The 26091-nt window shown below is 65.3% G+C and carries 25 protein-coding genes and 1 pseudogene; 16 read left to right on the forward strand and 10 right to left on the reverse strand.

Annotated elements, in window-relative coordinates:
* Positions 1-1530 (reverse strand): RNA polymerase sigma factor, encoded by a 1530-nt coding sequence (locus tag CSQ99_RS24705; RefSeq protein WP_099041637.1) that lies wholly within the window; start codon positions 1528-1530, stop codon positions 1-3.
* Positions 1531-1732: 202 nt separating this feature from the next.
* On the reverse strand, positions 1733-2539 hold the full coding sequence (gene ppgK / locus CSQ99_RS24710) for a polyphosphate--glucose phosphotransferase (RefSeq protein WP_099041638.1): 807 nt from the start codon (positions 2537-2539) through the stop codon (positions 1733-1735).
* 145 nt (positions 2540-2684) lie between these two features.
* On the opposite strand from ppgK, the gene CSQ99_RS24715 reads away from it, so the two are divergent.
* On the forward strand, positions 2685-3548 hold the full coding sequence (locus tag CSQ99_RS24715) for an inositol monophosphatase family protein (RefSeq protein WP_099041639.1): 864 nt from the start codon (positions 2685-2687) through the stop codon (positions 3546-3548).
* Positions 3549-3584: 36 nt separating this feature from the next.
* Here CSQ99_RS24715 and cei read toward each other — a convergent pair whose 3' ends face one another.
* The gene (gene cei / locus CSQ99_RS24720; RefSeq protein WP_099041640.1) at positions 3585-4241 is read right to left on the reverse strand and encodes an envelope integrity protein Cei; all 657 of its coding nucleotides are present in this window, start codon (positions 4239-4241) and stop codon (positions 3585-3587) included.
* Positions 4242-4405: 164 nt separating this feature from the next.
* Here cei and CSQ99_RS24725 point away from each other — a divergent pair, with 164 nt between their 5' ends.
* Positions 4406-4708, forward strand: coding sequence for a DUF4193 domain-containing protein (locus tag CSQ99_RS24725; RefSeq protein WP_099041641.1), 303 nt, complete (start codon positions 4406-4408; stop codon positions 4706-4708).
* Positions 4709-4737: 29 nt separating this feature from the next.
* Here the strand turns inward: CSQ99_RS24725 and CSQ99_RS24730 are convergent, their stop codons facing one another.
* Positions 4738-5214 carry a DUF3093 domain-containing protein gene (locus CSQ99_RS24730; RefSeq protein WP_099041642.1) on the reverse strand — a complete coding sequence of 159 codons (477 nt, stop codon included), beginning with the start codon at positions 5212-5214 and terminating at the stop codon, positions 4738-4740.
* Between the two features lie 25 nt (positions 5215-5239).
* Between CSQ99_RS24730 and dut the strand changes: the two genes are divergently transcribed.
* Both dut and CSQ99_RS24740 read left to right on the forward strand, forming a co-directional pair.
* Positions 5240-5704, forward strand: a complete 465-nt coding sequence (gene dut / locus CSQ99_RS24735; RefSeq protein ID WP_099041643.1) for a dUTP diphosphatase — start codon at positions 5240-5242, stop codon at positions 5702-5704.
* Between the two features lies 1 nt (position 5705).
* Positions 5706-6452, forward strand: coding sequence for a DUF3710 domain-containing protein (locus CSQ99_RS24740; RefSeq protein WP_099041644.1), 747 nt, complete (start codon positions 5706-5708; stop codon positions 6450-6452).
* Positions 6453-6509: 57 nt separating this feature from the next.
* Here the strand turns inward: CSQ99_RS24740 and CSQ99_RS24745 are convergent, their stop codons facing one another.
* Positions 6510-7208: a hypothetical protein gene (locus CSQ99_RS24745; RefSeq protein WP_099041670.1), complete on the reverse strand. Its 699-nt coding sequence runs from the start codon at positions 7206-7208 to the stop codon at positions 6510-6512.
* Between the two features lie 137 nt (positions 7209-7345).
* Here CSQ99_RS24745 and CSQ99_RS24750 point away from each other — a divergent pair, with 137 nt between their 5' ends.
* Genes CSQ99_RS24750 through CSQ99_RS24760 form a run of 3 tightly spaced genes read left to right on the forward strand, consistent with a single transcriptional unit; the run spans position 7346 to position 9889 of the window.
* On the forward strand, positions 7346-7717 hold the full coding sequence (locus CSQ99_RS24750) for an OB-fold nucleic acid binding domain-containing protein (RefSeq protein WP_099041645.1): 372 nt from the start codon (positions 7346-7348) through the stop codon (positions 7715-7717).
* Entirely contained in the window at positions 7714-8433 is a 720-nt protein-coding gene (locus tag CSQ99_RS24755) for a DUF3159 domain-containing protein (protein WP_099041646.1), read from the forward strand. The genes CSQ99_RS24750 and CSQ99_RS24755 overlap by 4 nt, the downstream gene beginning before the upstream one ends.
* Entirely contained in the window at positions 8423-9889 is a 1467-nt protein-coding gene (locus tag CSQ99_RS24760) for an MFS transporter (protein WP_099041647.1), read from the forward strand. Before CSQ99_RS24755 ends, CSQ99_RS24760 begins: the two co-directional genes overlap by 11 nt.
* Position 9890: 1 nt before the next feature.
* Here the strand turns inward: CSQ99_RS24760 and CSQ99_RS24765 are convergent, their stop codons facing one another.
* Both CSQ99_RS24765 and CSQ99_RS24770 read right to left on the reverse strand, forming a co-directional pair.
* A complete protein-coding gene (locus tag CSQ99_RS24765) occupies positions 9891-10556 on the reverse strand; it encodes a potassium channel family protein (protein ID WP_099041648.1) in 666 nt (221 codons plus the stop codon).
* Positions 10553-11227 (reverse strand): potassium channel family protein, encoded by a 675-nt coding sequence (locus CSQ99_RS24770; RefSeq protein ID WP_099041649.1) that lies wholly within the window; start codon positions 11225-11227, stop codon positions 10553-10555. Before CSQ99_RS24770 ends, CSQ99_RS24765 begins: the two co-directional genes overlap by 4 nt.
* Positions 11228-11304: 77 nt before the next feature.
* Between CSQ99_RS24770 and CSQ99_RS24775 the strand changes: the two genes are divergently transcribed.
* From CSQ99_RS24775 to CSQ99_RS24785, 3 genes are all read left to right on the forward strand, one after another.
* The gene (locus tag CSQ99_RS24775; RefSeq protein WP_099041650.1) at positions 11305-13302 is read left to right on the forward strand and encodes an APC family permease; all 1998 of its coding nucleotides are present in this window, start codon (positions 11305-11307) and stop codon (positions 13300-13302) included.
* Positions 13299-14540 (forward strand): class I SAM-dependent RNA methyltransferase, encoded by a 1242-nt coding sequence (locus tag CSQ99_RS24780; protein ID WP_425437869.1) that lies wholly within the window; start codon positions 13299-13301, stop codon positions 14538-14540. The genes CSQ99_RS24775 and CSQ99_RS24780 overlap by 4 nt, the downstream gene beginning before the upstream one ends.
* Before the next feature lie 251 nt (positions 14541-14791).
* Positions 14792-16441, forward strand: coding sequence for a molybdopterin-dependent oxidoreductase (locus tag CSQ99_RS24785; protein WP_342746734.1), 1650 nt, complete (start codon positions 14792-14794; stop codon positions 16439-16441).
* Between the two features lie 73 nt (positions 16442-16514).
* On the opposite strand, the gene CSQ99_RS24790 is transcribed toward CSQ99_RS24785, so the two are convergent.
* Together CSQ99_RS24790 and CSQ99_RS24795 are read right to left on the reverse strand one after the other, a co-directional pair.
* On the reverse strand, positions 16515-16976 hold the full coding sequence (locus CSQ99_RS24790) for a hypothetical protein (RefSeq protein WP_099041651.1): 462 nt from the start codon (positions 16974-16976) through the stop codon (positions 16515-16517).
* Positions 16977-16998: 22 nt separating this feature from the next.
* A complete protein-coding gene (locus tag CSQ99_RS24795) occupies positions 16999-17454 on the reverse strand; it encodes a GbsR/MarR family transcriptional regulator (RefSeq protein WP_099041673.1) in 456 nt (151 codons plus the stop codon).
* A gap of 112 nt (positions 17455-17566) precedes the next feature.
* Here CSQ99_RS24795 and CSQ99_RS24800 point away from each other — a divergent pair, with 112 nt between their 5' ends.
* From CSQ99_RS24800 to dxs, 5 genes are all read left to right on the forward strand, one after another.
* Positions 17567-18472 (forward strand): ABC transporter ATP-binding protein, encoded by a 906-nt coding sequence (locus CSQ99_RS24800; RefSeq protein ID WP_099041652.1) that lies wholly within the window; start codon positions 17567-17569, stop codon positions 18470-18472.
* Positions 18469-19182, forward strand: coding sequence for a fluoroquinolone export ABC transporter permease subunit (locus CSQ99_RS24805; protein ID WP_099041653.1), 714 nt, complete (start codon positions 18469-18471; stop codon positions 19180-19182). The genes CSQ99_RS24800 and CSQ99_RS24805 overlap by 4 nt, the downstream gene beginning before the upstream one ends.
* Positions 19183-19190: 8 nt before the next feature.
* Positions 19191-19934 carry an ABC transporter permease gene (locus CSQ99_RS24810; RefSeq protein WP_425437870.1) on the forward strand — a complete coding sequence of 248 codons (744 nt, stop codon included), beginning with the start codon at positions 19191-19193 and terminating at the stop codon, positions 19932-19934.
* A 271-nt stretch (positions 19935-20205) separates the two neighbouring features.
* Positions 20206-21534, forward strand: coding sequence for a Na+/H+ antiporter NhaA (gene nhaA, locus CSQ99_RS24815; protein ID WP_099041655.1), 1329 nt, complete (start codon positions 20206-20208; stop codon positions 21532-21534).
* Between the two features lie 27 nt (positions 21535-21561).
* Complete coding sequence (gene dxs, locus CSQ99_RS24820) at positions 21562-23478, forward strand: 1-deoxy-D-xylulose-5-phosphate synthase (RefSeq protein ID WP_099041656.1); 1917 nt, start codon at positions 21562-21564, stop codon at positions 23476-23478.
* Here dxs and CSQ99_RS24825 read toward each other — a convergent pair.
* A pseudogene (locus tag CSQ99_RS24825) lies at positions 23459-25157 on the reverse strand (alkaline phosphatase D family protein). The gene dxs and the pseudogene CSQ99_RS24825 overlap by 20 nt on opposite strands.
* A gap of 37 nt (positions 25158-25194) precedes the next feature.
* On the opposite strand from CSQ99_RS24825, the gene CSQ99_RS24830 reads away from it, so the two are divergent.
* Positions 25195-26091 (forward strand): alpha/beta fold hydrolase, encoded by an 897-nt coding sequence (locus CSQ99_RS24830; RefSeq protein WP_099041657.1) that lies wholly within the window; start codon positions 25195-25197, stop codon positions 26089-26091.

Here is a 26091-nt window from a genome sequence, read left to right on the forward strand (position 1 = left end):
TCAGTCCAGGTAGTCGCGCAACACCTGAGAACGGCTGGGGTGGCGCAACTTCGACATCGTCTTGCTCTCGATCTGACGGATGCGCTCACGCGTCACGCCGTATACCTGACCGATCTCGTCGAGGGTGCGCGGCTGGCCGTCGGTGAGACCGAACCGCAGCCGCACCACGCCCGCCTCGCGTTCCGACAGCGTCTCCAACACCGACTGCAGTTGATCCTGCAGCAGCGTGAAACTCACCGCGTCGACTGCGACGACAGCCTCGGAGTCTTCGATGAAATCGCCCAGCTGCGAATCGCCTTCGTCGCCGATGGTCTGGTCCAGCGAGATCGGTTCGCGCGCGTACTGCTGGATCTCCAGCACCTTCTCCGGCGTGATGTCCATCTCCTTGGCGAGCTCTTCGGGCGTGGGCTCGCGGCCCAGGTCCTGCAGCAACTCACGCTGGATGCGGCCGAGCTTGTTGATCACCTCGACCATGTGCACCGGGATGCGGATGGTGCGGGCCTGGTCGGCCATCGCGCGGGTGATCGCCTGTCGAATCCACCATGTCGCATAGGTGGAGAACTTGTAGCCCTTGGTGTAGTCGAACTTCTCGACCGCGCGGATCAGGCCGAGGTTGCCCTCCTGGATGAGGTCCAGGAACGCCATGCCGCGCCCGGTGTAGCGCTTGGCCAGCGACACCACCAGACGCAGGTTCGCCTCGAGCAGATGGTTTTTCGCGCGGTCACCGTCGCGGCAGATCCACGACATGTCGCGGCGTTCGGCAGGCGAGAACTTCTCGCCCTTTGCCGCCTTTTCGACCGTCAGCTGGGTGGCATACAGCCCGGCCTCGATGCGCTTGGCCAGCTCGACCTCTTCTTCGGCGTTGAGCAGCGCTACCTTGCCGATCTGCTTCAGGTAGGCACGGACCGAGTCGGCCGATGCCGTCAGCTCGGCGTCCTTGCGGGCCTGCCGCAGCGCCTCGGACTCCTCTTCGTCCCAGACGAAGTCGCCCGAGGCCTTGTCCTTCTCGCTCGGTTCGGCGATGTCCTCGTCGTCGGTCGCGGGCGCTGCCACCTTGACCTTGGGGGACGTCTTGGCGGCGGCTCCCTCGCCTTCGGCGGCCTCAGCCGCGACCGGCTCGTCATCGTCGACTTCGAGATCCTCTAGATCGACCTCTTCCACTTCGAGGTCGCCGTCGGGCTCTACCTCGACGTCGTCGTCGGTCTCGACCTCTTCGCCGTCGACGGCCTTGGTCGCGTCCGCCTCCGGTGAGGTGGCCTTCTTGGCCCGACCGCGGGCCGCGGGGGCAGCGTCGTCCTTGGCCTTCGCGGCGCGTTTGGCCGGCGCAGCCTTCGTCGCCGCCTTGGCCGGCTTGGTCGCCGTGGTGGCGGCAGTGGCCTTGGTCACCTTCGCCGCAGTCGATTTGGTGGCCCGCTTGGCGGGCGCCGAACCGTTGGCGGACTTGGCCGCCGGGGCCTTCTTGGCCGGGGTCTTGGTAGCGGTGCGCTTCACCGGCTGATCGGTTGCCGGGCTTGCCTTTGTCGCTGCCACGTCACCCTTTCGTCGTGCTTCGTTCCGGTGGGCAGTTGGGAACCCCACCGCAGGTCGGGATCATGCGCCATCGAAAAATATCGGCTGTCGAATATCGGCGGTTTGATTTCGCCGCTATCCGGGCTACGGCCGCCGTCAACCATTGTAACGACAGTGTGGGCTACTGCCGCGCTGAGCGGCAAATTCGACGTTCTCGGCGCGGCTACTTGCCAGTAGCTGTGACATCAAGTTCCGCGGCCATCGCGGCGCCGACGATGCCCGCGGTGTTCTGCAGGGCCGCAGCCACCACCGGTGTCCGGTTCTTCAGCAGCGGGACCCACTTTTCGGCCTTGCGGCTGATGCCGCCGCCGGCGATGAACAGGTCCGGCCAGATCGCGTTTTCGATCGCCACCAGCACCTTCGTCACCTCTTGGGTCCAGCGCTCGTAGCTCCAGTCCTTCTTTTCCTTGATCGACGACGCCGCGCGGTGCTCGGCTTCCTTGCCGTCGACCTCGATGTGCCCGAACTCGGTGTTGGGCAGCAGTACGCCGTTGTGAATCACCGCCGAGCCGATACCGGTGCCGAAGGTCAACAGCACGATGACGCCGGTGTTGTCCCTGCCCGCGCCGAACCTTTCCTCGGCCAGTCCGGCCGCGTCGGCGTCGTTGAGCACCGTCACTTCCTGGCCGTCGAGCGCCTTGCTGTAGAACTCGCTGGCGTTGCTGCCGATCCAACCCTTGTCGACGTTGGCCGCGGTGCGCACGATGCCGTCGGTCACCACACCGGGGTAGGTGACGCCGACCCGCTCGGTCCAACCGAACTCGCGGACCACGGCGGCGACGGTCTTGCTGACCGCGTCGGGAGTCGCCGGTTGCGGCGTCTCGAGCTTGAAGCGATCTCCGATCAGCAGGCCGGTGTCGAGGTCGACGATGCCGCCCTTCACGCCGCTTCCGCCGACATCGATGCCGAAGCCGCGGCGCTGACCCCCGCCGGTATTCGACTCAGCGGCGGGTGAATCGGTGGCTGTCATCGGCGCTCCTCGGCTTCGGCACGGCACTGCGACGCGCCCAACACCTTAGTGGCTCGGGAAACCTCATGTGTGAACCCTCGGCAACGCGGGCGGGCGTAGTCGTGCAACCGGTCCGCGTACGGATGGACTGTGTTGCGATAGACGGGTGGTCGAAAACGACACCCCGGCGCTCCGGGAATCATTCCCTGATCCCGTCCAGCTGCGTTCGGTAGCCGAGCAACTGGCCACCGAGGCGGCTGCGTTTGTCCGAGCGCGCCGTGCCGAAGTGTTCGGCGGCCCGTCGCAGAACACCGCGTCGTCAGTGCGTTCCAAGAGCACTCCGACCGATCCCGTGACCGTCGTCGACACCGAGACCGAGGCGCTGCTGCGCGATCGGCTGGCTGTCCTGCGCCCCGGGGAACCCGTGATGGGTGAGGAGCAGGGCGGATCGATCGACAGCGGCGACGGACAGCTCACGTGGGTGCTCGACCCCATCGACGGAACCGTGAACTTCGTCTACGGCATCGAGACGTACGCGGTGTCGGTGGGCGTACAGCGCAATGGAACATCGGTGGCCGGCGCCGTCGTGAACGTGCCCACCGGCGCGCTGTACTCCGCGGCGATGGGTCACGGCGCACATCTGCAGCGCGGTGGAGTGACGACACCGCTGCGGGCCAGCGCCGTCGCCGAGCTGTCAATGTCGTTGGTAGGCACCGGCTTTTCTTACGACGCCGATAAGCGGAGACATCAGGCCGAGGTGCTCACCTCGGTCCTGCCCGCCGTCCGTGACATCCGTCGACTCGGATCGTGCGCGTTAGATCTCTGCATGGTGGCTGCGGGCGGTCTGGACGCCTACTACGAGGACGGTGTGCATGTGTGGGATTGGGCCGCGGGCGGTCTGATCGCCGCCGAGGCCGGTGCGGTCCTGCGACTGCCGCCCGCTGACGGCACACCGGGTTTCATCGTCGCGGCAGCACCCGCGGTCGCAGACGCCCTGGCAGCCGTCCTCGAGAGGTCTGGGGCGCTCTAGGTAACGGAAACCATTGGGCGCCAGCGCAATATGCGCCTAGCAGGTCGTGGAGTGAATCTTGCTCAGCAGCGCTGTGTCCACCGTCTGCGTTGCCTCTGGGCTGAGGCTGGCAAGAGCGGCGTCGATGTCGTCGCTGTGGCTCAACTCGGAGAACTCGGTGCCGATCGCCAGATCGACCGTGTCGTCGCCGCGCTCGTCCTCGAACAGCTCGGTACACGGGGCGACCAGCCAGACCGCCGCCGCCGCCGCCCGCCCGGACGGCCCGAACCGGATCTGGCCCTGGCACGTCAGCCGCGCGCTCGCGTACACCTCGTCGTTCGCCGCACTCGGCTCAGCGAAACCCAGATCGCGAAGCGCGCCGGCCACCTCGGCGGCCTGGCCGCCCTGTCCGCTCGCGTTGAGCACCCGGATCTTGGTGTCGGCGAGCTTGGCCGGGGTGACGTCGATCATCTGGCTGCGCGTCACCTGCTCGCCGATCGCCACCGGCGGGGTGTTCGGGTCGGCCGGTGCCGGTGGGGGATTGCACGCGGCGGTCTCCTCGACGGCGACCGGCTGGTTCAGCGCCATGACCCAGATCGTCAACGTCACGACCGAAAGGGCTGCGAGCAGCAAAATGCCCGGCAGATAGTTGCGACGGCGGAATGGCCGACCCTGCTTGTCGAATGCCGTACCCTCGGTGATTTGCGCGACCACGAGAGCACTCTAAAGGTCCCGTCGCTGCGACCTTTCGGTGGCATAGACGAGAGTGTGACGTAAATCACAGTGCAACGTGTTCCAGTCCGGGCACGAATCATTTGGTGGATGCGTTCGACGCTGGTACAAAGCACTGCTGCAAGGTCTGATGGAGGGGACACAAAATGGCTACCGATTACGACGCCCCGAGGCGTACCGAAAGCGATGAAGTTTCGGAGGATTCGCTGGAGGAGCTCAAGGCGCGGCGTAACGAGGCCCAGTCGGCGGTTGTTGACGTCGACGAGTCCGAGTCCGCCGAATCATTCGAACTGCCGGGAGCTGATCTCTCCGGCGAAGAATTGTCCGTTCGCGTTGTGCCGAAGCAGGCCGACGAGTTCACCTGCTCGAGCTGCTTCCTGGTTCACCACCGCAGCCGGCTCGCCAGCGAAAAGAACGGCGTCATGATCTGCACGGACTGCGCCGCCTGACGGGCTAACCGCGCAGTGCAGCTTGATCGCTAACCGCGAAGTGCAGCCAGCACCCGCTCGGGGTGCCGGCAACTCACCAGCCAGTACGGCGTCGGATCGTCCGGATCGTCGAGAACGAGAAGAACCATCGGGCCTATCCACGCCTTGTGCACCACGTAGGCGGCGGGATCGAGCTGGCGGCCCAGGGCGGCCGACTTGGCGCTGCGCGGCACTTCAGCCGACCGGGAGATCACGCTGACGGGCAGGTGGGCGTCGCCGACCCACAGTTCGGTATCGCCCGCGCCGCCAACCACGCGCAGCTGCGTGCTGCCCAATAGCAGCAGCGCGACGGCCGCGACCGGCAACAAGATGGCGTAAGGCAGCCAGACGGGCAACGCGGGTATGCCCTGGTTGGCCTCGAGTGCGATCAACGCCGCCAACCCGAGGCCGGGCAGCCACCACCACCACGGCACCGTCAGCCGTTCGCGGTAGCGCACGGTTTGTGACGTGGCGCGCGTGTCGGACACGCGGCCAAGAGTAATCTCTGTCGTCGTGTCCACCACTCTCGCGGTCGTGCGCCTGGACCCTGGTCTACCCATGCCGAGTCGTGCCCATCATGGCGACGCCGGCGTAGATCTCTGCAGCGCGCTCGACGTCGAACTGGCACCCGGTCAGCGCGCACTCGTGCCGACCGGGATTGCCGTCGCCATCCCGCACGGGATGGTGGGGCTTATTCATCCGCGTTCGGGTTTGGCTGCCCGCGTGGGACTTTCGATCGTGAACAGCCCCGGTACGGTCGATGCCGGATATCGCGGCGAGATCAAGGTGGCGCTGATCAACCTCGACCCGGCCGAACCCATCGTCGTGCACCGCGGGGATCGGATCGCACAGCTTCTGGTTCAGCGAGTCGAACTGCCCGAATTGGTCGAGGTGACCTCGTTCGACGAGGCCGGCCTGGCAGACACTTCCCGTGGCGAAGGCGGCCACGGTTCCTCCGGCGGACATGCGAGTTTGTGAAATGGCATTCGGTAAGAAAAAGGACGATGCAAGCCGCGACAGCGGCGATGAGGTCATCTCGGCACCCGGAACCGATGACGACGGCATGGACGGACCGTTCGACATCGACGACTTCGACGATCCGTCGGCGGCAACGGAGGGACGGCTCGATCTCGGGTCAGTGCTGATTCCGCTGCCCGAGGCCGGACAGGTCCAGGTGGAGCTCACGCAGCAGGGCGTGCCCAGTGCCGTGTGGGTGGTCACACCCAACGGACGGTTCACCGTCGCCGCCTACGCCGCCCCCAAGAGTGCGGGGCTGTGGCGCGAGGTCGCCACCGAACTGGCGGACTCACTTCGCAAGGACGCGACCGAGGTGGCGATCAAGGATGGACCGTGGGGCCGTGAGGTCGTCGGTGCGGCGCCGAGCGGCGGAGCGGGCGGCGTGGTGCGGTTCATCGGCGTCGACGGCTATCGGTGGATGATCCGTTGTGTCGTGAACGGCCCGGAGGAGACCGCCGACGCGCTGGCCACACAGGCGCGAGACGCGCTGGCCGAGACGGTGGTACGCCGCGGCGACACTCCACTGCCGGTTCGCACTCCGCTGCCGGTCGAGCTTCCGGAACCGATGGCCAACCAGTTGCGGGCCGCTGCTGAACAGGCCGCGGCTCAGCAGGCGGGGTTGCAAGAGCCACCAGCGCCGACTCCGGCGGCGCGCCGCAGCGAGCAGGGGTCGGCGATGCAGCAGTTGCGGACCATCACCGGCGGCTAGCGAATTCGGCGCGCTCGTCGCCCGTGGCGGTGGATTTGCGCGCCCGATTCACGAAGGTCAGGCCTCCAGAAGCGCGGACACGCATGCGGCGCCCAGCGCCGCCGGGTCGGCGCCCAACTCGTCGAGGGTGATCGTGCGCAACGCCGCGCGCGGCGCCGCCGTCATCCACTCGACGCCGACCTCGACGGGATGCACCGGGTCATCGGTCGCAGCCGCGATCCCCATCGGGACCGCCAACTTCTCCAAGGCACTGCACGTGGGCGCCACGTAGCCGGCCGCGGCCTCCATCGCATCGGGGAGCGACGGCCACTGACCCACCCACGAACGCGTCAACTCGTCGGCCAGCCACTGCGGGCTGCCTGCGCGCATCTGGGCGGTGGCCGAGGCCAGCCCGTCGCGTCGCAGCACACTCGCGGAGTGGCGAGCAGCTATCGCCGCGGGCGCAGAATCCGGCGCGCCCGTCCACGCCGGTAGTGCCGCAAGGACCGCGACCGCGCGGCTCGGATGAGCAAGCGCCCATGCGGCGGCCACAGCTGCGCCGATGGACACCCCGCCGACGGCGATCGGTGCGGTGCGCGCCGCGTTGTCCAGCGCGTCACGGTAGCCCTCGACGAGCCGCTCCGGTTGGGGTTTCGGGGTAACGACGACCGCGCCCTCGCCGTGCAGAGCGGCAGAAAACGCCCGGTAGACGTAGTCGTCATCGGATCCGGTGCCGGGCAGGAGCACCGTCGTGACGCCGCGCAGAGAGACCGCCATCACACGATGGTGCCCTGCGCAGACTCCGATCGGCGCGTCGACCCCACCCCACGTGGCAGATGGGAACCAACAGGTCTACCGTGGCGTTGTTCGGGGTATAGATCAACGATAGATCTGCGGAATGTTCAGGAGAGGCCATGGCTACGGCCGAAGGGTATCTACGCCGACTTACGCGGCGGCTGACTGAAGCCCCGGAACAACTCGACGTCGACGAACTCGCCGACGACGCCGCCAATACCGGCGCCTCCAAGGCGATCGACTGTCAGCGCGGCCAGGAAGTGACCATGGTCGGCCTCCTGCGCAGCGTCGAGTGCAACGGCAAGGGCTGCGCGGGCGGCGTCAAGGCCGAACTGTTCGACGGCACCGACACCGTGATGCTGGTCTGGCTCGGCCAGCGCCGCATCCCCGGCATCGAATCGGGTCGCACCCTCAAGGTGCACGGCCGTGTCGGCAAACTGGACAACGGTTCGAAGGCGATCTACAACCCGCACTACGAGATCCAAAAGTGAGTGACCCCGGCACCGACCCGGGGAAGCGTTCCAGCAAGGCACACGCCGTCCTCGAGCAAATGGGCGGCATCAGCGGCCTGATCTATTCATCGCTGCCGGTGGTGGCGTTCGTCCCGGTCTCCCAATTCTTCGGGCTCACCACGGCCATCGTCGCGGCCCTCGGGGTGGCCGCGGTCATCCTCGTGTGGCGGCTGGCCCGTCGGGAGTCCACTCAGCCTGCGATCTCCGGCTTCATCGGCGTCGGCATCTGCGCGGGCATCGCATACTTCATGGGCGAGTCCAAAGGCTATTTCCTGCTTGGCATTTGGTCGTCATTGGTATGGGCGTCGGTGTTCACACTGTCGGTGGTGATCCGCCGTCCTATCGTCGGCTACGTCTGGGGCTGGGTCAACGACCACGACCGCGACTGGCGCACGGTGCGCAAGGCGGTGCGCGCGTTCGACATCGCGACGATGGTGTGGGTGCTCGTCTTCGCATCTCGCTTCGTCGTGCAGCACCACCTCTACGACGCCGACCAGACGGGCTGGCTGGGCGTCGCACGGATCTCGATGGGCTGGCCACTGACGGCGGTGGCGGCGCTGGTGACCTATCTGGCCATTCGGGCAGCGCAACGCGCCATGCATGCGCAGGACAGGACCGAAGCCCAGGAAGCCGAAGCCCTCACGGGAGACGCGCACAGCGAGAATCCGGGCGTGACGCAGCCCGATGCCCACTGAGCCCGACGAGCGAATTCCGCGTCGCGCCGACGACACCGACAAACCGCTCGTCGCCGTCGCTGTGCTGGCATCGTTCGTGGCGTTCCTCGACGGGTCGGTGGTCAACTTGGCGTTGCCGGCCATCGGGCGTGATTTCGCAGGCGGTCTGGCGCTGCAGCAATGGGTGGTCGACGGCTATCTGCTCAGCCTCGGCGCGCTGATCCTCGTTGCGGGCGCCATCTCCGACCAGTTCGGCCGGCTCAAGGTGCTGCGGGCGGGCCTGTTGATTTTCGCGGTGTCCTCGGTGCTGTGTGCCGTGGCGCCCACTGGCTGGGTGCTGGTCGCCGCGCGCTGCCTGCAGGGCGTCGGCGCGGCCTTCTTGGTGCCCAGTTCGCTCGCGATGATCAACGCCCGCTTCTCCGGGGCCGCCCAGGCCCGCGCAATCGGAACCTGGACTGCTTGGACCGGAACGGCTTTCGTCGTCGGCCCACTGCTCGGCGGAGTGTTGGTCGACGCACTGAACTGGCGATGGATCTTCGGCGTCAACATCGTCCCGTTGGCGATCACGCTCTATCTCGTGACCAGGCTGCCGGCGGGGGAGTTCGCCTCCGCGAATCGGTCGGCCCGCGTCGATTTCGTCGGGGCGGTGCTGAACGCCATCGGTCTGACCGGTGCGGTGTACGCCTTGATCGAGGGGCAGCGGCTGGGCTTCTCGCATCCGGCGGTCGTGGTGGGTCTCGTGGTCGGTGTCGCGTGCCTGATCGCGTTTCCGTTCTGGGAATGGCAAGCCCCAGGGCCGATGATGCCGTTGGGCATCTTCACCGCCCGCAATTTCGCCGTCGGGAACCTGGCCACGGTCTTTCTCTACGCCGGGGTTTCTCTCGGCATGCTCGTATTGGGCCTGTTCCTTCAGGAGACCGCCGGCCTGTCGGCCACGGCGGCGGGTCTGGCCAGCCTGCCGGTCCCGGTGCTGTCGTTCCTGCTGGCCCGCCGGTTCGGCACGCTGGCAGGCGTTCACGGCCCGCGACTTTTCATGGCGGTCGGACCGTTGGTCGCGGGGATCGGCTATCTGCTCATGGCCCGCGCGGCCGAGCCGTTCGACTTCTGGACCCAGATGCTGCCCGGACTCGTGGTGTTCGGCCTCGGGCTGACGATCACCGTGTCGCCGCTCACCGCGGCGATTCTGGCTGCCGTCGATCCTGCGCAGAGCGGTATCGGTTCGGCGATCAACAATGCGCTCTCGCGGATCGCGGGTCTGATCGCCATCGCGTTCACCGGCGTGATCATCGGCGGCGCAGTCGATTTCGCGGGGTTCCGGCGGGGCATGCTGGTGACGGCCGGGCTCTTCGCGCTTGCCGGGCTGATCTCGGCGGTGGGTATCCGCAACGATCAATGCCACCTCGAGCGCGTCTCACCGAAGTCGGCGGCACCATGTCACGACAGGGCGACCCCGCCGCCGGCCTACCCCCCGCGCTGACTCAGCGCGCCTCGGGATTGAGGAGCAGCTCCTGCAGTCGTTCCTCGACCTCGGTGACCGCGACGAACAGCAGCTCGTCGCCGCCCTCGAGGGGTTCGTCGCCCTCGGGCACGATCACCCGCGGACCACGCAGAATCGTCACCAACGTGGCGTCACGGGGCAGATCGAGGCGTTTGACGGGCTTACCGCCCCACGGCGTGTCGTCGGGCAGCGTGATCTCCACCAGGTTCGCCTGGCCCTTGCGGAACTCCATCAGCCGCACCAGATCGCCGACCGCGACAGCTTCCTCCACGAGGGAGGCCAGCATGCGTGGCGTCGACACCGCCACATCGACGCCCCAGTTCTCGTCGAACAGCCACTCATTGCGGGGGTCGTTGACGCGGGCCACCACGCGCGGTACGGCGAACTCGGTCTTGGCCAGCAGGCTGACCACCACGTTGACCTTGTCGTCGCCCGTCGCGGCGATCACGACGTCGAACTCGTGGAGGTTCACCGATTCCATGACGGTCAGCTCGCACGCGTCGCCGAGACGCCACTGAGCGGCCGGGATCGCGTCGACGTCGATGTGGTCCGGGTTGCGTTCGAGCAGCGTGACCTCGTGGCTGTCGACGAGTTCGCGGGCGATGGACCGGCCGACCGCGCCGGCCCCGGCGATGGCGACCCTCATTGCGCGTCGACATCCTCGCTGGGCGGCAGTGCCGCGATGGCCAGCGCTTCGGCGATGTGCCCGGCGATGGCCGCCATGAACACCTGATCGCCGGCCTGGACGACGGTCTTGGCCTCGGGCAGCAGGCCCTCGCCGAAGCGGATCAGGAACGCCACGCGGCCGCCGGTCGCGGTTTCCAGGGCAGTCAGGCGATGGCCCACCCATTCCTCGTGCAGCGCCAGCTCGGTAACGCCGACGTTGCCCGTGGGGTCGCGCCACTTGGCGGTCTCGGTTTCGCGGGTCAGGACGTTGAGTAGCCGGTCGGTCGTCCACGGCACGGTCGCCACCGTGGGGATGCCGAGCCGTTCGTACACCGCGGCGCGTTTGGCGTCGTAGATGCGGGCCACCACACGCTCGACGCTGAACGTCTCACGGGCCACGCGCGCCGAGATGATGTTCGAGTTATCACCCGACGACACCGCAGCGAAGGCGCCCGCGTCCTCGATACCCGCCCGCAGCAGCACGTCGCGGTCGAAACCCATGCCGAGCACTCGCTCGCCGGGAAAGTCCGGGGACAGGCGGTGAAACGCGGTGCTGTCCCGGTCGATGACCGCAACGTCATGGCCGATGCGGGCCAGACTGTCCGATAGCGACGCGCCGACGCGGCCGCATCCCATCACCACTACTCGCACCTGTTGGTCCCTTCCGGTCGACCCTGCGCACTGGAGAACGCTACAACCATTCTCCGCTGCGCTTACTCTTGGCACTCGTGTCCAAGCTTTCGACCGTCACGCGGCGGTTGGTTCTCGGCAGGCCGTTCCGCAGCGACAAGCTGTCGCACACCCTGCTGCCCAAGCGGATCGCCCTGCCGGTGTTCGCGTCCGATGCGCTGTCATCGGTGGCATACGCGCCCGAGGAGATCTTCCTGGTGTTGTCGGTGGCGGGCCTGACCGCCTACTCGATGACGCCGTGGATCGGACTGGCCGTCGCGGGGGTCATGCTGGTGGTGATCGCCAGTTATCGGCAGAACGTGCACGCCTACCCGTCCGGCGGCGGCGACTACGAGGTGGTCACCACCAACCTCGGGCCGACCGCGGGGCTGACGGTGGCGAGTGCGCTGCTGGTGGACTACGTGCTGACGGTCGCGGTGTCGATGTCCTCGGCGATGTCGAACATCGGCTCGGCGATCCCGTTCATCAACCAGCACAAGGTGCTGTTCGCCGTCATCGCGATCCTGATCCTGGCGTCGATCAATCTGCGTGGCATCCGGGAGTCCGGCACCGCGTTCGCGATTCCCACCTACGCCTTCATGTTCGGCATTCTGACCATGCTCGGGTGGGGGTTCTTCCAGATCTACGTCCTCGACACGCCGCTGAAGGCCGAGTCGGCCGATTTCGAGATGCACTCCGACCACGGCGAAATCCTCGGCTTCGCGTTGGTATTCCTTGTTGCGCGGGCTTTTTCGTCGGGCAGTGCGGCGTTGACGGGGGTCGAGGCAATCAGCAACGGTGTTCCGGCGTTCCGCAAACCGAAGTCGCGCAACGCCGCGACAACGCTGGCTCTGCTGGGCGTCATCGCCGTCACATTGTTCATGGGGATCATCATGCTGGCCAAGGAAACCGGTGTGCAGATCGTCGAGCATCCAGAGACGCAACTGGCCGGTGCTCCGGCCGACTACCACCAGAAGACCCTCATCGCCCAGCTGGCCGACGCGGTCTTTGGTGACTTCACGATCGGGCTCTACCTCATCGCCGGAGTTACGGCGTTGATCCTTGTGCTCGCCGCCAACACCGCCTTCAACGGATTTCCCGTCCTGGGGTCGATTCTGGCCCAGGACCGTTATCTGCCGCGGCAGTTGCACACTCGTGGCGACCGACTGGCGTTCAGCAACGGGATTCTGTTCCTGGCGTTGGCCGCTGTCGCGTTTGTCGTGGCGTTCCAGGCGGAAGTGACGGCGCTCATCCAGCTCTACATCGTCGGGGTGTTCGTGTCGTTCACGCTGAGTCAGATCGGGATGGTTCGGCATTGGACCCGACTGTTGCGCACCGAGACCGAGCCTGCGGTGCGTTCGAGGATGATGCGGTCTCGGGTGATCAACACCATCGGGTGTGCTTGCACGGGAACAGTTTTGATCATCGTGGTGGTGACGAAGTTCCTCGCGGGCGCCTGGATCGCGATCCTGGCCATGGGGGTTCTGTTCGTCATCATGAAATCGATACAGAAGCACTACACCACCGTGGCGCGTGAACTCGAGGAGCAGGAGGCCGCGGAGGCCGACAGCATGGTGCTGCCGAGCCGAAACCATGCGATCGTGCTGGTGTCCAAGCTGCATCTGCCGACGATGCGAGCACTGGCCTATGCCAGGGCAACCCGTCCCGACGTGCTCGAGGCGATCACCGTCAGCGTCGACGACGGCGAGACGCGTGCGCTGGTGCACAAGTGGGAAGACAGCGATATCAGCGTGCCGCTGAAGGTGATCGCCTCGCCGTACCGGGAAATCACGCGCCCGGTGCTCGAATACGTCAAGCGGGTCAGCAAGGAGTCGCCGCGTACCGTGGTGACAGTCTTCATTCCCGAGTATGTCGTCGGCCATTGGTGGGAGCAGGTGCTGCACAATCAGAGTGCGCTGCGGCTCAAGGGCCGCCTGTTGTTCGAGCCGAACGTGATGGTGACATCGGTTCCGTGGCAATTGAGTTCGTCGGAGCGCCTCAAGACACTGGAGCCACAGTCCGCTCCTGGCGACGCACGCAGGGGCTTCCTGGATTGAGCGTCGAAGGAACGATCGACGGGTCGCCGGGTTCTCCGTCCGAACTCACCCTGACGGTGGGACCTCCCGCGAACGGCGGCAGCTGCGTCGCGCGCCATGACGGCCGTGTGGTGTTCGTCCGCTACGCATTACCCGGGGAGACGGTCCGGGCCCGGATCCGAGACGGTGCCTCGGATCGCGGATCATATTGGCACGCAGACGTCGTCGAGGTGATCGAGCCGTCCCCGGACCGCGTCGAGTCGATCTGTCCGATCGCCGGTGTGGATGGCGCGGGCTGTTGCGATATGGCGTTCGCGGAGCCCGCGGCGGCGCGCCGACTCAAGGGCGCGGTCGTCGCCAACCAGTTGAATCGGCTGGGCTCCTATGAATGGCGCGCCGAGGACGACGCGACCGCCGAGCCGGTCGGTGACCGCGGGGTGACCGGCTGGCGCAGCCGGGTGCGATTGGACACCTCGCCGCAGGGCCGAGCGGGATTCCACCGATATCACAGCGCCGAACTGGTCACCGATCTGAATTGCGCGCAGCTACCGCCCGGCATGCTCGACGGCATCCACGACTGGCACTGGCCGCACGGCGCCCACGTGCACGTGGCCATTGACGACAACGGCGACAGGCACGTGGTGCAGTCCGGACCTCGGGAAGGCCGCAAGACCTCCACTCACGTGATCGAGGGGCAATACGAGGCCGTGCAACGGGTCGGGCAGCGGGAGTGGCGGGTGCCGGTGACCGCGTTCTGGCAGGCGCATCGCGACGCTCCGCGGGTGTACAGCGACCTGGTCGCTGACTGGGCCCAGTTGAGCAGTGGGATGACGGCCTGGGATTTGTACGGCGGGGCAGGGATATTCGCGGCGGTGCTGGCGCAGGCCGTCGGTGACACCGGCAAGGTTGTCACCGTCGACACTTCGCGGGGAGCATCACGGTCGGCGCGCGACGCGCTGGCCGACCTGGGATGGGTTTCCGTCGTCACCGACTCTGTACGCCGGGCACTGACGGCTCAGCGGCAACGACCCAACGTCGCGGTGCTGGACCCGCCGAGATCGGGGGCAGGCCGCGAGGTGATCGACCTGCTGGCCGCCGCCGAGGTGCCGCGGGTGGTTCACATCGGTTGCGAGGCGGCCTCATTCGCCCGCGATATCGGGCTTTACCGGGGCCACGGATATCAGGTCGAGGACCTGCGTGTCTTCGATTCGTTCCCCTTGACGCATCATGTCGAATGCGTCGCCGTGCTCACCCGTTAGCTGTTTTCGGCCCTACCGGGACGGCCCGCTTGTTACGTTGCATGAACCGAATGCCTTTCGCGATCGCGCACTCCGAGGAGAGCAAATCCGTGGCTGAGAACCCTTCGCGTACGCCTGAATCCGAGTCCGATTCCAAGCCATCGCTTCAATCGCTCGTTGGCCAGAGAAAATCGGACGATAAGCGAGCCGGGCCGATCAATATCGAAGAATGGGCGGGGGGACTTCCGCAGGAACAGGCGAGGGTGCCGTCGGTGCGAATCGGCCGCCGCTGGTTTTCCACGCTGTGGTTTATTCCGCTGGGGCTCGCCGCAATGGTCGTCGCTATCGCGCTGGCGCAGCACTTGCGGCAGTTCGAATGGATGCAGGCGTTCATCGCGCAGTTTCCCGGTACGTCGGCAAGCTATGCGACGGCGGTCGACACCGGCTTTCCCGCCTGGCTGCGGTGGCAGCACCTGTTCAACATCGTATTCATGATGTTCATCATCCGGGCGGGGCTGCAGATCCTTGCAGATCATCCGCGGCTATATCTGAATCCGGGTTGCGCTCCAGGAACTGAGTGGTTCCGCATGCGCGACCCGGTGCCGACCGAGCGGATGGACACCCGCGACACCGCGCACGTCTGGACGGCGAAGGACGATTCGGTGGCCCTGCCGAAGTGGTTGGGAATACCGGGCTTTCGTCATTCCATCGGTCTCGCCCGCTGGTGGCACTTCAGCTTTGATCTGTTGTGGCTCGTCAACGGCATCGTCTTCTATGTGCTGCTGTTCGCGACGGGGCAGTGGCGCCGGATCGTGCCGCGCTCATGGGACGTCATCCCCAACGCCATGTCGACGGCGGTGCAGTACGCGTCGCTCGAGCTGCCAGCGAACGAGGGCTTTACCAGCTACAACGGTATGCAGATGATCGCGTACTTCCTCACTGTGTTCGTCGCCGCGCCACTGGCGTTCATCACCGGCCTTTTGCAGGCACCGGCGATCGCGGCGAGATTCGGGTTCGGCCGCGGGGTGCTGAATCGACAGGTCGCCAGGAGCATCCACTTCGCGATTTTGCTCTGGATGGTCTTTTTCATCGTCGTACACACGGTGATGGTGCTGGTCACCGGTTTCATCGGGAATCTCAATCACATCGTGTTGGGCACCAACACCGATTCGTACTGGGCACTGGCGATCTATTTGATCGTCATGGTGGTTCTCGCCGTGCTGTGGCTGATCGCCTCCCCGCTGACGATTCGGCATCCCGCCGCCATTCAGCGAACCGGCCGGTGGATGGTCGGATGGGTGAAGGCATTGATGGAATGGGTCCATCCGAAAGCCAGGTATTCGGAGAACGACATCTCGCCGTACTTCTGGCCCAATGGGCACCCGCCGGACTCCGAACGGTATCGGGAGCTGCAGCGGTCGAACTGGGCCGACTTCTCGTTGCGCATCGAGGGACTCGTCGAAAACCCTCTCAGCATTTCGTACGAGCAGTTGCGAGCGCTACCGAAGTACGAGCAGATCACGCAGCATTACTGCATCCAGGGATGGTCGGGCGTGGCCAAATGGGGCGGTGCGCGGATGTCGGACGTGATGGATCTCGTACGCCCGCTCGCAACGGCGAAGTGGGTCGTCTTCTACTCTTTCGCCGACGGCGCCGACCCCGGCACAGGTCGCTATTACGACTGTCACCGCATTGAGCACATGTGGGACCCGATGGCGCTGCTGGCCTACGAGATGAACGGTGGTCCTCTCCACGAAACCCATGGGGCGCCAATACGATTGCGCAACGAGGTTGAACTCGGCTTCAAACAGGTGAAGTGGATCGAGGGGATCGAGTTCGTCGAGTCGTTCGAGGACATCGGGTCGGGACAGGGCGGTTACAACGAGGATCACGAGTTCTTCGGGTACCGGATGCCGATCTGATGTCTCGCAGACGCGTTGACTCTGCGCTCACGCCGCGAGAATGCGCCCGACGAATAACGGCCTCACCGCAGAGTCAGCTAGTGAAGTATCTCTGCAGACGCCGCTGCCGATGGCCGAACAACGCCCGAATACCCGCGGCGATGACGGGCGTCAACATGCGCAGGGGAGTGCGTAGTTCGAATGTGAGACGATCGCGCACAACGGTTTTGGCGTCGCCTTCGGGTTCGACGGTGCGCTCGTGGCGCCACCTGCGCATGGACAGCATCGTCGACTGCTCGTCGAAACCGCGGCCCGGCCGCAACTCGGCGATCATCAGGTCGTCGTAGTCGAACGGCAGAACGCCGAACAACCGCATCCAGCAGCGCCCGATCGGGGTTCCAACCGGCGCGGTATCGACGGTCAAGTCCTTCGCGCCGCGCGGCATCGACATCGTCATCCACGGCCGCAGTTCATCATTGATGCCCTCGGGTGTGACCACGCGGGCCCACACCCGATCAGTGGGTGCGTCGATCACGCTTTGCCGTTCGATGATCATGACTGTTCCAACGTATCCGACGTCATCGCCCAGCAGACGTCGACCGCTGCCGCCAGCGATCCAGTAGCGCCGGGATCTCATCGAGGAGGAATGCGTAGAAGTCGCGCATCTGCGTGAGTCGTTGATGGGGGAGGCTGCCGTCGGGCGTGGCCGCGATCCCCGCCTCGGCCGCCGTCAGGACTGCGGTCGTCACCTCGTTCTGATTCGTGTACTGGACCGCCCATGCGTCGTCCCGCAACCGATAGTGGTCCCTCCGGCTTCCCGGTGCCGGCACGCGCTCCACAAGGCCTACCGAGCCGAGCATCTTCAGAGCTCCCGAGACCGCGCCTGTGCTGGCTTGCAGCTGTTCGGCGAGGTCGCCCATGGTCATGGTCGGATGCTCGGTGAACAGCAACGATGCCAAGACTCGCGCGGTCATCCGCTGCAGACCGTGCGAGCTGAGAACAAGCGCGAGCTGCTCCTGCGAATCCGACGCCATCATGATCTCCGGTCAGGGTCTTCAAAGATTTCTAAAAAGTCAGTATAGTCAGCGACGGCGCTCCGGGAAGTCTGGTCGGAACTGGTACCCGCATACCCAGAGGAGACCGTCCATGGAGAGCGTCGCCGCGGCGGCCACGTCGCCGTCTACCACTGCCGAGGTAATCCGCGTCCGCGGTTTGACCTTCACCTATCCGAAGTCGACGCAGCCGGCGGTGCGCGGCATGGACTTCTCGGTGGGGGAAGGCGAGATCTTCGGGTTTCTCGGCCCCAGCGGTGCAGGCAAGTCGACCACTCAAAAGCTCCTCATCGGGTTGCTCAGCGGTCACGGCGGCGAAGCGACGGTGTGGGGTCAGGACCCACGGAAATGGGGGCCGGACTATTACCAGCGCATCGGGGTCTCGTTCGAGTTGCCGAATCACTATCAGAAGCTCACCGGCCTGGAGAACCTGAGATTCTTCGCCTCGCTCTACGGCGGCGACACACTGGAGCCGGTTGAACTCCTCGGCGCAGTGGGTCTCGCCGACGACGCTGACACGCGAGTTGGCAAGTACTCCAAGGGAATGCAGATGCGTCTGACGTTCATCAGATCGCTGATCAACGACCCGGAACTACTTTTTCTCGACGAGCCCACCTCTGGCCTTGATCCGGTGAACGCGCGCAAGGTCAAGGACATGATTCTTGATCTAAAGGCGCGGGGCCGCACCGTCTTCCTCACTACGCATGACATGGCCACTGCCGACGAGCTTTGCGACCGAGTCGCCTTCGTGGTCGACGGCCGGATCGTCGCGATGGACACGCCCGCCGAACTGAAGATCGCCCGCAGTCAACGGCGCGTCCGAGTCCAGTTCCGCGGGGTCAACGGCATTTTGGAGGCCGCCGAGTTCGCCATGGACGGTCTGGCCGACAACCCCGCGTTTCACTCTGTGCTGCGAGACCACCACGTCGAAACCATTCATAGCCGCGAGGCCAGCCTGGACGACGTCTTCGTCGAGGCCACCGGAAGGCAACTGGCATGAATCGGCTGACGAGTGCGTTGCGGCTCGAAATCACCCTGCAAGTCAGGCAGAAGTTTCTGCATGCGGCGGTCTTCTCCGGACTCATCTGGCTGGCGGTGTTGCTGCCCATGTCGCACGCCTTGCGTCCGATTGCTGAGCCCTACATCCTGCTGGGCGACATCGCGATCATCGGCTTCTTCTTCATCGGAGGTTCGGTGTTCTTCGAGAAGCAGGAGCGCACCCTCGGCGCCGTCATCACGACACCGCTGCGATTCTGGGAGTATCTTTGGGCGAAACTCATTGTGCTGTTAACTGTTTCAGTTGTCGTGGCGCTTATCGTGGTGTCAGCCGCCCACGGATTCGCCTATCGTCCACTGCCTCTGCTGACCGGTCTGGCGCTCGGCACGTTGTTGATGCTGCTTGTCGGATTCATCACGTCGCTTCCGTTCTCGTCGGTCAGCGATTGGTTCATGTCGGCGACCGGCCCTCTCGCAGTGATGACGGGCCTACCGGTGCTGTACTACTCCGGGGTGTGGGAGAACCCGGCGCTGTATGTGATCCCGACTCTTGGGCCAATGCTGCTGCTCGGCCAGGCCTTCGATCAGGTGGCACTGGCCCCGTGGCAGGTGGGCTATGCGGTGCTGTATCCACTCGCAAGTTTGGCGGTGCTGTTCTGGGCAGCCAGGACGCTGTTCGGCCGTTACGTCATCGCTAGATCGGGAGGTATGTGATGACTGTGATGACATCTTCGGTGAAGGTGCTGGCGGCGTTCGGCCGCAACGATATTCGAGGCACCTACCGTGATCCGCTGTTGGTGATGATCGTTCTGGCTCCGGTCATCTGGACTGTCGGAGTCGTGATCCTCGTTCCGTTGTTCACCGACATGTTGGCGGCACGATACGACTTCGATCTGGTTCCGTACTACCCACTTGTTCTGACCGGGTTCTTGTTGCTGACGAGCATCATCATCGTCGGCGGACTCGGCGCATTCCTCGTGCTCGACGAGGTCGACGCAGGCACGATGACCGTGCTGCGGGTGACCCCGGTGCCGTTGTCGACGTTCTTCGCCTACCGTGCGGGCACCGTCATGACGCTGACGACCGTATATGTGGTGGCGACGCTGTCGTTCAGCGGAATACTCGAAGCAGGTCTCGTTCCCGCCCTGGTTCCGATCGGCCTGCTGGCCGGATTGTCGGCGGTCGTCACGCTGTTGCTGATCGTCGCCGTCGCGGCCAACAAGATTCAGGGCATCGCCATGATGCGCGCCCTCGGCATGCTGATCGCCGGGTTGCCGTGCCTGCCGTGGTTCATCGACTCGGCCTGGAATCTGGCTTTTGGTGTGCTGCCGCCCTATTGGGCGGCGAAGACGTTCTGGGTCGCCAGCGAGCACGGCACGTGGTGGCCATACCTGGTCGCCGGTGTGTTCTATAACCTCGCGGTTGCTTGGCTACTGTTCCGGCGATTCGTCGCCAAGACCACGTGATCGTCGTGGCCCAGAGTCGAGAATGCAGAATCACGAAGTGAGGTCGCGACGGCGGTATCCCGCCACACCGGAGGCCATCAGCACCGCCCCGACAGCGAGGAATGTCGCCGTCGCCGGAATGTCAGGGCGGCCGTCGGCACGCCGCCACATGAACACCAGGTTGTCCTCCGACGCCGCTATCGAGCGAATGGCATAGGGTGTTTCCAGGTGTGCCGGGAAGTCTGGTCGGCGATTCCTTCAGCGACCGGCGACTACCGATTAGGGCAAATAGTTGAGCACCGATCCACTTCGTCGCTTCCCACGCGGAGCGCTCTTCTCACGGGGCTCGTGGGCGGAGACCAGCCGCGTCACTTCCATTCTTCGCAAGGAGACTGTCGGCGGCGCGATCCTGCTGGTGGCCGCGGCCGTAGCGTTGATATGGGCCAATTCGCCGTGGTCGGCGACTTACTTCTGGCTTCGAGATCTGGAGATCGGCGGTGAACCGCTGGGTCTCCACTTGAACCTGACCCTGGGCGAGTGGGCCGCCGACGGGTTGCTCGCGATCTTCTTCTTCATCGTCGGACTGGAGCTCAAGCGCGAGTTCGTCGCGGGTGATCTGCGCGACCCAAGCCGTGCTGCCCTGCCGATCGCGGCCGCCGTCGGGGGAATGGTGGTGCCGGCGCTGATCTTTGTTGCGGTGACCGCCCATGTCGGAGACGGCGCGACTCGGGGTTGGGCGATCCCCACCGCGACCGACATCGCGTTCGCAGTCGCTGTACTCGCCGTCATCTCGACACACCTTCCGTCGGCGCTTCGCACCTTTTTGTTGACCCTCGCGGTGGTCGACGATCTCCTGGCAGTCACGGTGATCGCCATTTTCTACACCGAAGACATCAAGATCTGGGCGCTGGGTCTATCAGCCATACCGCTGGCGCTTTTCGCGCTGTGTGTGCAGCGTCGGGTCGATTCATGGTGGCTTTTGGTGCCGCTCGCTGCGGCCACATGGGTGCTGATGCACGAGTCCGGTGTGCATGCCACAGTCGCCGGCGTGCTGCTCGGCTTCACGGTGCCGGTGATGCGCTCAGCTGCGGCCGGCGGTCCTGAGGCGGGCCCAGGGTTGGCCGAGCAGTTCGAGCACAAACTGCGCCCATTGTCGGCAGGCGTCGCCGTGCCCGTTTTCGCCTTCTTCGCGGCGGGGGTTGCTGTCGGCGGATTCAGCGGGCTCACCAGTGCGTTGAGCGACCCGATCGCCCTGGGCATCGTTCTCGGACTCGTCGTGGGCAAGCCCGTTGGGATCTTTCTGACTACGCGAGTGCTTTCCGCCGTAAGTCGTGCCAGCCTCGATTCGGCCCTGCGCTGGATCGACGTGCTCGGCATCTCGATGCTGGCGGGTATCGGATTCACCGTGTCGCTACTGATCGGTGACCTCGCGTACGGGTTGGGATCGCACCGTGACGAAGTCGTCAAGATGGGCGTGTTGACCGGGTCGGTGTGTGCCGCTCTGCTGGCAGCGGTGCTATTACGGCTGCGGAACAGGCAATATCGGGCGATTTGGGAGCAGGAGACCGTCGACACCGATGAGGACGGTGTCCCCGACGTCTACGAGTCTCGGCAGGACTGAACCGAGGCCGTTGCGTAGACTGACGGAATGCTTGAACAGATCCGCGGCCCCGCAGATCTGCAGCACTTGACCCAGTCACAGATGAGTGACCTGGCACAGGAAATCCGCGAATTCCTGATTCACAAGGTCGCTGCCACCGGAGGCCACCTCGGCCCCAATCTCGGTGTGGTCGAGCTCACCCTCGCTCTGCATCGGGTGTTCGACTCGCCGCACGATCCCATCATCTTCGACACCGGGCATCAGTCCTATGTGCACAAGATGCTGACGGGACGCAGCCACGACTTCGACACGCTGCGCAAAAAGGACGGCCTTTCGGGCTATCCGTCACGCAGCGAAAGCGAGCACGACTGGGTGGAGTCCAGTCATGCCAGCGCAGCGTTGTCGTATGCCGACGGACTGGCCAAGGCCTTCGAACTTTCCGGACACCGCAACCGCCACGTGGTCGCCGTCGTCGGCGACGGCGCCCTGACCGGCGGCATGTGCTGGGAGGCGCTGAACAACATCGCCGCGTCCCGTCGCCCGGTGGTCATCATCGTCAACGACAACGGCCGCAGCTATGCGCCCACGATCGGTGGCTTCGCCGAACACATGGCCGGGCTTCGCCTGCAACCGGGCTACGAACGAGTACTCGAGGAGGGCCGCAAGGCCGTCCAGAAAATGCCGATCATCGGCGAGCTCTGCTACCAGTGCATGCACAGCATCAAGGCCGGCATCAAGGACGCGCTCTCGCCGCAGGTGATGTTCACCGATCTGGGCCTGAAGTACGTCGGTCCGATCGACGGTCACGACGAGCACGCGGTGGAGAACGCGCTGCGTCATGCGCGTGGCTTCAACGCACCCGTGATCGTGCACGTCGTCACCCGCAAGGGCATGGGGTACGCCCCGGCCGAGAACGACGAAGCCGACCAGATGCACTCCTGCGGTGTCATCGACCCCGAGACGGGGCTGGCGACCTCGGTACCGGGCCCCGGGTGGACGTCGGCGTTCTCCGAGGCGTTGATCGGCTACGCGGCCCGGCGCCGCGACATCGTCGCCATCACCGCCGCGATGCCCGGCCCGACCGGGCTTTCCGACTTCCGTAAGCGATTCCCCGACAGGTTCTTCGACGTCGGCATCGCCGAGCAGCACGCGATGACGTCGGCCGCCGGCCTGGCAATGGGCGGCATGCATCCGGTCGTGGCCATCTACTCCACGTTCCTCAACCGCGCGTTCGACCAGATCATGATGGACGTGGCGTTGCACCAGCTGCCCGTCACGATGGTCTTGGATCGCTCGGGTGTCACCGGCCCTGATGGGGCGAGCCACAACGGCATTTGGGATCTGTCCATGCTGGGCATCGTCCCCGGGATGCGGGTGGCCGCGCCGCGCGACGGCACCCGCCTGCGTGAGGAACTCGGCGAGGCGCTCAACATCAAGGATGGACCGACTGCCATTCGGTTCCCGAAAGGCGATGTCGGCGAGGATATTCCGGCCATCGAACGTCGTGGTGGCGTCGACGTGCTCGCCGTCCCGGCCGACGGCTTGTCCGACGACGTGCTGATGGTGGCGGTCGGACCGTTCGCCGCGATGGCACTGGCGGTCGCCGAGCGGCTGCGCAACCAGGGCATCGGCGTCACCGTCGCCGACCCGCGGTGGGTCCTTCCGGTGCCTGCAGCAGTGGGGGAGTTGGCCGCCGCACACAAGCTGGTGGTCACCATCGAGGACAACGGCGTGCAGGGCGGCGTCGGGTCCGCGGTGTCCGCGGCGCTGCGCCGGGCCGAGATCGATGTGCCCTGTCGCGATCTCGGGTTGCCGCAGGAGTTCTTCGCGCATGCGTCGCGCGGCGAGGTGCTCTCCGAGGTCGGGCTGACAGACCGCAACATCGCCCGCCAGATCACCGGCTGGGTGGCGGCTCAGGGTTCATCCGTCGCTCCGGAGCGCGAAGTCAGCCAACGCTTCGACTAACCCGCTGGTCCGCTGCCATCTCGCCGGTGTCAGGGCCGCTCAGTGTTACCCGACCGACCTCTTCAAGTTCGGTCTGACCGCGCGGTTGCTCGAAGTACACCTCTGCTCTGCGGCCGTCGACCTGCAGTGTGGCAATGGTGTTACCGAAGAGTGGGCCGCAGGTGTTCTTCCAGGTCACGGTTAGTGGTGGTACCCCGTGTCGACGCGCCCACCGACCCGAGCGCCCTGCCGTCCACGTCGACCACCCGAGCCTGAATGCCGGTTTGACGAACCAGGGCACGTAGTTGTGCACCGGCGAACACACCAGTTGATGCACCTCCGCGCGATCCTGCCGACGTGATCCCGGGGCGGCCAGTTCGGCGCGGGCGGCGTAACTGTGGTGCACATCGCCGGAGAGCACGGAAACGGTGGCCGGCCCGGACACATCATCCGCGACACGCGCGATCAGTTCGGTCAGCCGCAGGAAAGACTTGATGAACGCCGCCCAGTGCTCGAAATCTCCTGCGCGTCGTAGCTTTTCGCCGAGGCGGCCCCGCCAGCCGGGACGGTCGGCCATGCGTTCATTCACCGATTGCAGATCGCCGATCACCGGCGGCAGCAGCCAGGGGAGAGACGATGCGAGCATCAGATGGTCGATCTCCCCGAGGTGCTCGGTCGCATTGTCTTCCAGCCACTCGAACTCGCGATCGCCGATCATCATCCGCTGCCCGGAATCCAGTATTCGCCCGTTGCGCGAATCGACCATGATCAGCCGGCTACGTCCCCAGATCCCACCGATAGCTGAATCGCACGCCCTTATTGGAGTCGACTTCGTAGTCGGCCCGGTCGGCCAAATCCCTCAGGAACGGCCAGGTGTCTCCATCGGTGGACAGCAGGCGTTCGTAATCCTCGTTGTCGGCCAATTCCGCCGGGCTGAGATTGCCCAGATGCTGATAGACCCAGTACGAGGCGAGGCCTGCCTGGATGCGGTCTCGCCACCACGGTTTGGCGTTCACCTCGGTCCGCCACGACTCGGAGGTGTTCCAGTCGTCGCGGATGTCGTGGTCGTCGAAGATCATCGCGGTGGGGACGGTGGACATCAGCCACCTGATCTCCGGGTCGCCCCACGAATGGCGGTAGAGCCTTTCGTATTCGGCGAAGCTCACCACCTCATCAGGTGGACGCTGGGCTTGTGTGTTGCGGCGAGTCCGACGGCCGGCCACTCGACGACGTGTTTCGGGGGTCAGTTCGTCGGCATACAACTGGTCGCCGAGCAAGATCAGTGCGTCCGGCCAGTCGTCAACGGGTTGGACAGCCATGCGGTCGGCATAGCTGTCCAGCGCATCAAGGCCCAGTTTCGAGTCGACCTTGTCGTCGTCTGTCTTCGGATAGCGGCAGGACCCAAAGATGGCGCGAAGGCGATGCTTGGACTCAGGGCCACGGGTGCGGATGATGCTGCGGGGGAACCGTGAGTCCGGCAGCGGCCACACCTGCAGCCCGTCCACCCTGACCTCGTATTCGGTGACGGTGTCCGGTGTCAGTCCGGTTACCGTGACGAGGGCGAAATGGTGGCCCTGCACCTCGAACGTCGGAGCCGAGCAGCCCAGGATCTGCACTGTGGCTGCATGCTCGGTCTGCACCCAGATCAGCGCGGTGGTGTCCGAGACGTGCCGCAATGCGGGGCCGAGCAGGAGGGTCACCACTTCACGGTAGGCGAGTCTCGGCGACACTTGGGTCATGGATGCTGAACTCGAATGCTGGAAAGCCGCCGGCCAGTACTTCGACTACCTGGGCTTCGACATCTTCTACCGGGTCGAAGGCACCGGCCCGACCCTGCTGCTCGTTCACGGCTATCCGTTCAACTCATGGGACTGGTCGCTGATCTGGCCCGCACTGACCGAACGGTTCACCGTCATCGCCCCCGACATGATCGGTATGGGCTTCTCGGCCAAACCCGTCGCCTACGGCTACTCGGTGCACGATCACGCAGATATGCACGAGGCGCTGCTCGACCATCTGAAGGTCGAGCAGTGCCATATGCTCGCGCACGACCTCGGTGACTCGGTCGGCCAGGAACTGTTGGCCCGCAGCCAATTCGGTCAGCATGCGTACGGGTCGGTGCGCTATCAGTCGATCACCTGGCTCAACGGCGGGATGTTCAACGAGGCCTACACGCCGCGCACCATGCAGAAGGTGATGTCCGCAACGCCGCTGGGTGACCTCATGAGCCCGCTGCAAGGCAGCCCGCTGTCGCGACGGATAGTCGAGCCGACGATCAACGAGATGTTCGGTCCGAACACCAAGCCCTCACGCGAGCTGATGGCGCGATTCCACGAGATCCTCGAATACAACGACGGCAAGCGGGTGATGCACAAGGTCGGACGGTTCCTGGGCGATCGGTACACACACCGCAACCGGTGGGTGCGCGCCATGCGCGAGACCTCGGTGCCGATGCGGCTCATCGACGGACCCATCGACCCCAATTCCGGCGCCCACATGGCTCGACGGTATGCCGAGGTCATCCCTGATGCGGACGTGGTGATGCTCGCCGACGACATCGGTCACTGGCCGCAGATCGAAGCTCCTGAAGCCGTGCTGCAGCACTTCCTCGCCCATATCGACCGAGTCGGCTGA

Source organism: Mycobacterium neglectum (assembly GCF_002591975.1).
In the GTDB taxonomy this organism is placed as follows: domain Bacteria; phylum Actinomycetota; class Actinomycetes; order Mycobacteriales; family Mycobacteriaceae; genus Mycobacterium; species Mycobacterium neglectum.